The organism is Hymenobacter fastidiosus (assembly GCF_039539565.1).
Lineage (GTDB): Bacteria > Bacteroidota > Bacteroidia > Cytophagales > Hymenobacteraceae > Hymenobacter > Hymenobacter fastidiosus.
This window is the reverse complement of sequence record NZ_BAABDJ010000035.1, coordinates 287,064-295,098: the sequence shown is the minus strand read 5'-3', so window position 1 is coordinate 295,098 and position 8,035 is coordinate 287,064. Positions and strand designations below refer to the sequence as shown.

At 61.4% G+C, this 8,035-nt stretch carries 6 protein-coding genes; 4 read left to right on the top strand and 2 right to left on the bottom strand.

The window, feature by feature from the left end:
* Positions 1 to 202: 202 nt before the first annotated feature.
* From ABD833_RS15550 to ABD833_RS15540, 3 genes are all read left to right on the top strand, one after another.
* On the top strand, positions 203 to 1,084 hold the full coding sequence (locus ABD833_RS15550) for a class I SAM-dependent methyltransferase (RefSeq protein ID WP_345074199.1): 882 nt from the start codon (positions 203 to 205) through the stop codon (positions 1,082 to 1,084).
* A 100-nt stretch (positions 1,085 to 1,184) separates the two neighbouring features.
* On the top strand, positions 1,185 to 2,129 hold the full coding sequence (locus ABD833_RS15545; protein WP_345074198.1) for a Ppx/GppA phosphatase family protein: 945 nt from the start codon (positions 1,185 to 1,187) through the stop codon (positions 2,127 to 2,129).
* A 149-nt stretch (positions 2,130 to 2,278) separates the two neighbouring features.
* Positions 2,279 to 3,340 carry an Ldh family oxidoreductase gene (locus ABD833_RS15540; RefSeq protein ID WP_345074196.1) on the top strand — a complete coding sequence of 354 codons (1,062 nt, stop codon included), beginning with the start codon at positions 2,279 to 2,281 and terminating at the stop codon, positions 3,338 to 3,340.
* Positions 3,341 to 3,431: 91 nt separating this feature from the next.
* On the opposite strand, the gene ABD833_RS15535 is transcribed toward ABD833_RS15540, so the two are convergent.
* On the bottom strand, positions 3,432 to 4,259 hold the full coding sequence (locus tag ABD833_RS15535) for a murein L,D-transpeptidase catalytic domain-containing protein (RefSeq protein WP_345074195.1): 828 nt from the start codon (positions 4,257 to 4,259) through the stop codon (positions 3,432 to 3,434).
* 286 nt (positions 4,260 to 4,545) lie between these two features.
* Between ABD833_RS15535 and ABD833_RS15530 the strand changes: the two genes are divergently transcribed.
* Complete coding sequence (locus ABD833_RS15530; RefSeq protein WP_345074194.1) at positions 4,546 to 6,930, top strand: T9SS type A sorting domain-containing protein; 2,385 nt, start codon at positions 4,546 to 4,548, stop codon at positions 6,928 to 6,930.
* Positions 6,931 to 7,183: 253 nt separating this feature from the next.
* On the opposite strand, the gene ABD833_RS15525 is transcribed toward ABD833_RS15530, so the two are convergent.
* Positions 7,184 to 8,017 (bottom strand): murein L,D-transpeptidase catalytic domain family protein, encoded by an 834-nt coding sequence (locus ABD833_RS15525; protein WP_345074192.1) that lies wholly within the window; start codon positions 8,015 to 8,017, stop codon positions 7,184 to 7,186.
* Positions 8,018 to 8,035 lie beyond the last annotated feature (18 nt).

The following is an 8,035-nucleotide window of genomic DNA, read 5'->3' as shown; positions in this document are numbered from 1 at the left end:
TACCGTTTCCGAACGGCTGAAATGGAGGCTGCTTGCATCCAACAAAACTAACTCAAACAGCTTCTTAGCTTGTCCGTTCAGTCGTCACCATGTTCTACAACCCGCAAAAACGGTCAGCCGGGCCCCGCGAAAACCCAGCCCCGGATTCACACCGGATACCCTACCTTTGGCGGCCCGCCCGGCGGCGGCTTAGCTTTCTACTATGTATTCCTTCCTGACCACCGGCACCTGGCCGGATTACGAGCTGATCGACTCGGGCAATTTTGAAAAGCTTGAACGATTCGGGCAGCACATTCTGGCCCGGCCTGAGCCCCAGGCTATCTGGGACCCGCATCTGCCGGCGGCCGAGTGGGGCCGGGCGCACGCCGCTTTCACCCGCGAAAAAGGCAGTCAGGAGCGTGGCCAGTGGAAAATAAAGCCCGGTACGCCCGAGCAGTGGCTGATTAACTACGACCAGAACGGGCTGAAGCTGCGGTTCCGGCTGGGCATGTCGTCGTTTAAACACGTAGGCTTGTTTCCGGAGCAGGACCCCAACTGGCAGTTTATCTACCAGCAGACCAAGCTCCGGCAGGCCGCCGTGCCGCGGGTCCTGAACCTGTTTGCCTACACCGGAGCCGCCACCCTGGCCGCCCGGGCCGCCGGAGCCGATGTCACTCACCTCGACTCGGTGAAGCAAGTCAATTTCTGGGCCCGCGACAACATGGAAGCCAGCGGCATCGACGGGGTGCGGTGGCTGGTGGAAGATGCCATGAAGTACGTGAAGCGCGAAGTAAAGCGCGGCAGCAAGTATCAGGGTCTGATCCTGGATCCGCCCGCCTATGGCCGCGGCCCCAACGGCGAGAAATGGCAGCTGGAAGACGAGCTAAACGAGCTGATGAAGCTCTGCCACCAGCTGCTCGACCCCCAGGATCATTTCTTCCTGATCAACCTGTATTCGCTGGGCTTTTCGGCGCTGATCCTGGACAACCTGGCGACCGAGATCTTCCCCAAAACGCATACTATTCGTGAAATCGGGGAAATCTACCTCCACGACCAGGGCCAGCGCAAGCTACCGCTGGGCACCTTCTGCCGGTTTGCCACCTGATGGGTGGTTTTTGGTGAGTGGTTTTTGGTTTTTGGCCCTCTGCTGAAGAACCTCCGTCGCCGAAAAACCAAAAGCCAATACCTGAAAACCAAACACCAACATGCGTCATCGTCGTCTGGCCCTGATTGATATGGGCACCAATACGTTTCACCTCCTCATTGTGGAGCTGCCCGAGGCCCGTCATGCTGAGCCGGTGGTGCTGCTGCGGACCAAGGTGGGCGTAAAACTAGGCGAAGGCGGGATCAGCAAGGGCGAAATTGCGCCGGCAGCCTACGCCCGGGCCCTGCATACGCTGGCGGCCTTCCAGGAAGAAATTGAGCTCCACCAGGTCACTGAGGTACGGGCCACCGCCACCAGCGCCGTGCGCAACGCGGCCAACGGCGCCGAGCTGGTGCAGGATATCTTCGAACAGCACGGCATCCGGGTAGAAATTATTGCCGGGGCCCGCGAAGCCGAGCTGATTACCAAAGGAGTGCGCCAGGCCGTAAATCTGGGTAGTGAGCCGCATCTGCTCATGGATATCGGGGGTGGCAGCGTGGAGTTTATCGTGGCCAACCAGGAAACCATCTTCTGGAAACAAAGCTTCGAAATCGGGGCCCAGCGGCTGCTGGATCAGTTTTTCCGCCACGACCCGCTAACGCCCGACGATGTGCGGGCCGAGCAGGAATACCTGACCGACAAACTAGCTCCGCTTACTGCCGCCATTCAGCACTTTCGACCCCGGGCCCTGGTCGGGGCTTCCGGCACCTTCGACACCCTGGGCGACCTGCAGGCCGCCCGCCAGGGGGAAGTGCGCGGCAACAACCCGCCCCCCGAAACGGCTATTCCCCTTTCCAGCTTCTACCAGAGCTACGACCAGCTGCTGACCACCACCCACGCCCAGCGCCTGCTCATGCCCGGCATGACGCCCCTGCGCGCCGACATGATTGTGGTAGCCTGCGTGCTGATTGATTTTGTGCTGAAAACCTACCAGTTCACCCACATCCGGGCTTCGGCCTACGCCCTGAAAGAAGGCCTGCTGGCCGAAATGCTGCAGGCGGGCTAACTGAACGCCTATCAGCACGTCCTGCCGGGCGTAGCCGAGGCATCTCGCGGGGCATTGTCAGGTCACTACTCCAATGTCAGCACGCAAGATCCCCCGGCTACGCGCGGCCTGACGCTCGTTTTCACTCTACTGGCTGCCCAAAACCGTCCATGACCTTCTCCTATAACCACCTCTTCACTTTCACCGAATCGGTTTTTCTTAGCATGGGCTGCCCCGAGACCGATGCGACGCTGGCTACTGAAGTATTGCTGTCGGCTGATCTGCGCGGTATTGATTCGCACGGCGTAGCCCGGCTGGCGGGCTACGTGCGCCTGTGGGAAGCCGGGCGCATCAACGTAACGCCCCGCGTAGGCATCGTCCATGAAACCCCCAGTACGGCCGTGGTAGATGGCGACGGCGGGCTGGGGCTGGTGGTAGCCCCCCGGGCCATGGCCATTGCCTTGGAAAAAGCCCGACTGGCAGGCACGGGCTGGGTGTCGGTAAAGAACTCCAACCACTTCGGCATTGCCGGCTACCACGCCATGAAGGCCCTGGCCCACGACATGGTTGGCATAGCCATGACCAACGCCAGTCCGCTCGTGGCGCCCACCTACTCCCTCGACCGGCTGCTGGGCACCAACCCTATTGCCGTGGCCATTCCCGCCGGCGACCAGCCCGATTTTGTCGCCGACTTCGCCACTACTACTGCTGCCAACGGCAAGCTGGAAATTGCCCAGCGCAAACAGCTGCCCGTACCCGCGGGCTGGGTGCAGAATGCCGATGGCACCGGCTCTACCGACGCCAACGCGGTGAAAAACGGGGGCGCCCTGCTCCCCCTCGGCGGCGACACCGGGTCCCACAAAGGCTACTGTCTGGGCAGCATCGTCGATATTTTTTCGGCCGTCCTTTCCGGCGCCAACTACGGGCCGTGGGTTCCGCCCTTCGTGGCCTTCCTCCAGCCGCCCGCCGATCCGGTTGGTCAGGGGTTGGGACACTTCTTCGGGGCCATGCGGATCGATGCCTTCCGCCCCGCCGCCGAGTTTAAAGCCCACATGGACAACTGGATTACCACCTTCCGTAATGCCCAGGCCGTGGAAGGCCGGAAAGTGCTCATCCCCGGCGACCCCGAGCGCGAAATGGCCGCCGTGCGCCTGGTAGACGGCATTCCGTTGCTGGACCCGGTGATTCAGGATCTGGAAGCAATAGGTAAAAAACTGGGCGTAAAACTATAGCTCCGGAGGCTAGGCGGAAGCCCGGCTTTACCTAAAAAAGGGTCGCCCGCGTAGTGCGGACGACCCTTGTTCGTTTCAGATCAGGATGCTATCAGCTATTGCCGGAAAGCAGCGTACTCATGGCCACTTCCTGGTTCAGGTATTTCGACGAATACGACGCATCATTACCGTTCAGAAACAGACAGGTGCCGTTGCCCACGGCATCAATAATCTGCGAATGCTGATCCATAGGCAGGGCCGGACAGCCGAGGCTGCGGCCCAGTCGGCCATACTGACGGATGAACTCTTCACTTACGTAATCAGCACCGTGCATCACCACCGCCCGGGTCAGGGCGTTGGTGTTGTAGCCCTCATCTACTCCCTGCAGCTTAAGGGAGCGGCCGTGCTTGCCCGTGTACTCGGCCTGCGTTACGTAGAAGCCCAAGCTGCTCATATTCGACTCGTTCTCGTTGGAGAAGGCCGTGGCCATGTTTTCACCGGAGTTGTGGCCGTGGGCTACCAGGGTATGAAACACAACCTGCCCGGCGGCCAGGTCGAGCACCCAAAGGCGCTTTTCCGTGGACGGCAAATCGAAGTCGATAACGGTCAGCAGCTTTTTGCCACTAAGCTTACCTTCCTTTTCCAGGTTGAGGTAGCCGGTCATGGCCTTCAGAAAAACCGCATAGGTCAGTCCCTGCTGCTCAACACTCAGGTCGCGGTACAGATCGTGCAGCTGCTGATCGAAAAAAACCGCCTGCATGGCTTGCGCCGAAGGCAGCTTGGTTTGTACCCCGGAAGCATGAGCCATCGATTTGCTGACCGGCGCAGCCATGGGAGTAGCGAGAAACAGCGCGGCTACGAACGGCAGCACCCGGCGCGTCAGCAAACGACGAGCCCGAACTTTAAGACGCTTCCGCTGGGTTACACTTGGCTTTTCCATTTCCGCAGGTATTTCAGTTGTTAAAAAGGCTTCCCAAACGCTGGAAGCCCTTACAAATGCTTATACGCAGTAGCAGGGCATTATGATGCCTTTCTTTCCTGACGCAATCCATTCAACATCACTTATATTTAATTAATTCCTCGTGCCTGGCGGAGAACTACAGCATAAAAAAAGTTTTGGCTTTATATGGATAATGCCATATTCCTGGATACCTTACATACGAAATAAATTACGCAAGTAATTTCCCTTTCACAGCTCCCTTCCCCAACCAAATTCCCACCTGCGCATGCAAATTTCTACCCGACGACCCAGCCCCTGGCTGATGGTCGCCCTCTCCCTGTTCCTGTTACTGTCCGGCAACCCGGCCCGCGCCCAGCAAGTTGTTCTACAAGGCTTTTGGTGGGACTACTGGAATGCGAATTACCCCAACGGCTGGGCCAACTACATTGCCGACCTGGCCCCGCGCCTGAAGGCCATGGGAATTGACGCGGTTTGGATGCCGCCTTCGATCAAAAACAGTAACCAGGGCAATGGCTACTCCCCCTTCGATAACTATGACCTGGGCGATAAGTACCAAAAAGGCTTTGTAGCCACCCGCCTGGGGAATAAGGATGAATTGCTGCGCGGCGTAGCCATTCTCCATGCCAACGGCATTCAGGTGGTTCAGGATATTGTGCTCAACCACAACGACGGGGCCGGCTCGGCCAACGGCAGCGGCGGGCAGGACCCGGCCGCCTGGGAAGACAACATCACGAGCAAGTACAAAAACTTCCGCTACGTAAGCTTCACCAGGCCCGCTACCGACGAGTCGGCCGCCAACTACCTGGCCCGCAACGGCCGCTTCTCCAAAAACTGGCCGAACTTCAACCCCAACGTGGGCAACAATTCGACCAGCGGCGACCTGCACTCCATCCTTTTTGGACCTGATATCAGCTATTATAACGGCTCCTACGGGCAAAGCTCCAACGCTACCTTCAACCCCGCGCAGGGCACGGACTACATGCGCAACGGCAACCGCAGCTGGCTTATCTGGTACAAAAAGCAGATGGGCTTCGACGGCGTACGGGTCGACGCGGTGAAGCACTTCCCGGCATTCGCCATGGAAGACTTCCTGTCCAACCTGCAAAGCAACGCGGGCTGGGCCAATGGCGGAGCCACCATGTACGCCGTGGGCGAGTGGGTAGGCGGCGCGAGCCAGCTGGACCAGTGGTGCACCGACGTGCAGGACCGCGCCGGCACCTTCGACTTCTCGCTGCGCGACGGTTTATACAGCATCGTGAGCGGCGGCGGCAACTTCAACATCGGCAGCCTGCCCGGCTTCCAGCAGGGCCGGCGCGTGGTGAACATCGGCGGCACGTTCGTGCACCGGACGGTGCCTTTCGTCAACAACCACGACACCTTCCGGCCCACCGTGGACGCGGGCGGCAACTACACCGGCTGGAATACCGGCCAGGAGCTGGCCCCGCACATCGACCCGTTCGACCCGCGCTTGTCGGCAACCTACGCCGCGATGCTGGCCTTCGATGGCTCGCCCCAGATATTCTTTGAGGACTTGTTCAACATCGGCAACACCGGCAAACGCTATTCGCACTCGCCCAAAAGCACCGTTGACCTGCCCGTACGCACGGACATCGAAAACCTGATTTGGTGCCACCAGAACCTGAGATTCAAGCAGGGCGCCTACAAGGTGCGCTGGCAGGGCGCCGACCACCTCGTGATTGAGCGGAGCACCAGGGCCATTATCGGCATCAACGACAACTTCACGGCCTGGCAGAACAGCACCGTGAGCTGCGACTTCGCCCCCGGCACCGTGCTCAAGGACTATTCCGGCGCCAACGGCATCGCCACCGTCACCGTGAGCGGCTCGCAGACCGTGGCCATCAACACGCCGCCCTGCAACGGCACGGCCAACGCCGGCCGGCGCGGCTACTCGGTGTGGGCCCCCGTGAACGCCACTACCGGCTACAACCTGCCCACCCGCACCACCACCCACGAGTGGGAGCTGGCCGACGACCTCGGCGACAACGACGTCCGCTCGCTGCGGCAGGGCGGCGCGCTGCCCGCCGCCTCCACCGTCTCCCGCACGGCGGGCCGCATCTACGTGGGGGTCAGCCGCACCATCAGCTACAACCTCTTCCCCACCGATGCCACCCGCTCGCTGACCGTGGCCGTGGTGAACAGCGCCGGCACCATCGTGAGCAGCGTGGCCGGCACCGGCACCCTCAGCGGCTCCTACATCACCCCCGCCGAGGGCTGGTACACGCTGCGCGCCCGCAACACCAGCACCGCCAACCCGGCCCAGCGCTGCTTCGTGAAAGCCACCTACACCGCCCCCACCGTAGTAACCGGGGCCATGACCGGCCGCCGCGAAACAGTGCTGGCGAATAGCCCGATGACTTCCGCCGGCTACCTGGCCGAGAAAGCGGAGATTGAGGTTTACCCCAACCCTACCACTTCCGACCGTATCGAGCTGACGGTGAAAACGACGCTGGAAAAAAGCGTGTCCCTGCGCTTGTTCGATCTGACGGGTCGTTTGGTCCACGAGGAAACCGTGAAGATGTATCCGGGCTCGAACCAGCTTCGGCTGGCCGTTGCCAAGGCGCTGCCGGCCGGGCTGTACCAGCTCACGGTGCCTGAGTTAGGCATCAGCCATAAGCTGGCCTTACGCTAACACCTACTGATTAACGCCAAAAAAAGCCTCCCCAGCCTTTGGGGAGGCTTTTTTATGCCGCAGCGCCAAGGGCATATTTTCGCCGCAAGCCTGCTTCGCAAGCCGGCGTTCAAGCAGTTTCAGGGTCGGTGCACCGCCTGTGGGTAGCGTGAAGCTTCACTTCGCGGGTCGTTGCCGACGGCCGCAGCCAACTCAGGCCGGGCGTCGCGAAGTAACCCTTCGCGGTACGGCGTCCGCTGACTGCGAAACCGCGCTAGCGCCAGCCTCTTGCCGTGAAGGCCTGACTGGCGGCCGCCCCGTCGAGCCAGCGCGACTCCAGAGCGGAACCGCAGAGCAGCAGGCAGGCCCCTTCCCCTACGGCACCGATAATGGCGCGGTATTGCTCCGGCGGCAACGCCGGGCAGCCCCGGCTATAGCCCAGCCGTCCGTGGTGGCGCAGATACTCCGGCCCCGCGTAATCGGCGGCGTGCAGGACAATGTAGCGGTCCTGCGCGTTGCTGTTCTGCCTGGCATCGAGGCCCTGCAAACGCCGGGAAAGGCCATGACTGCCACTGTACGTATCCGCCGTCCGGTAGAAGCCCAGCGCCGTGCAGGCCGATTTGATGCGGTTGGAAAAGCGGCGGGCCATCAGCTTTCCGGAGCCCCGGCCATGGGCCACATAGCTGCGCTGCAGCACCCGGCCAGCCTTGAGGTCGACAACCCACAGCCGTTGGGTTGACGAGGGCAGCTCCATATCGGCCACGGCCACGAGGCCCCGGCGGCGCACTTTGCCCTGCTGCCGCAGCACCAGATACCCCACGCAGGCCCGTTCCCACACTGCGGGCCGCAAATCGGCAGCGGCGGGCCCCAGGCTCCGGTGCAGAGCTTGAATACGCTGGCGTAAGTCTGCCGAAAGCCCGGTCAGCGGGGCCAGCGGTGGGGGTTGCAGCGTATCGGGCTGAGCCGGCCCCGGCCCCGGGACCGATTCACCTGATTTGGCTCGGATTGCCGTAAAAGCCTGCTCCGGCGGCTCTACCGACTGGCAGCCGCTCAGCAGAATCAGCACCAGGGCCAGCAGCAGGGACGGCTTTCGGAGAAATGATAACAAGGCTTCGTTCACTGGCAG

Bases quoted from the DNA above. Each gene is read 5' to 3' on its own strand.
- ABD833_RS15535 (WP_345074195.1), bottom strand. From the start codon at position 4,259: ATGGAAAAGCCAAGTGTAACCCAGCGGAAGCGTCTTAAAGTTCGGGCT.
- ABD833_RS15540 (WP_345074196.1), top strand. From the start codon at position 2,279: ATGACCTTCTCCTATAACCACCTCTTCACTTTCACCGAATCGGTTTTT.
- ABD833_RS15545 (WP_345074198.1), top strand. From the start codon at position 1,185: ATGCGTCATCGTCGTCTGGCCCTGATTGATATGGGCACCAATACGTTT.
- ABD833_RS15550 (WP_345074199.1), top strand. From the start codon at position 203: ATGTATTCCTTCCTGACCACCGGCACCTGGCCGGATTACGAGCTGATC.
- ABD833_RS15530 (WP_345074194.1), top strand. From the start codon at position 4,546: ATGCAAATTTCTACCCGACGACCCAGCCCCTGGCTGATGGTCGCCCTC.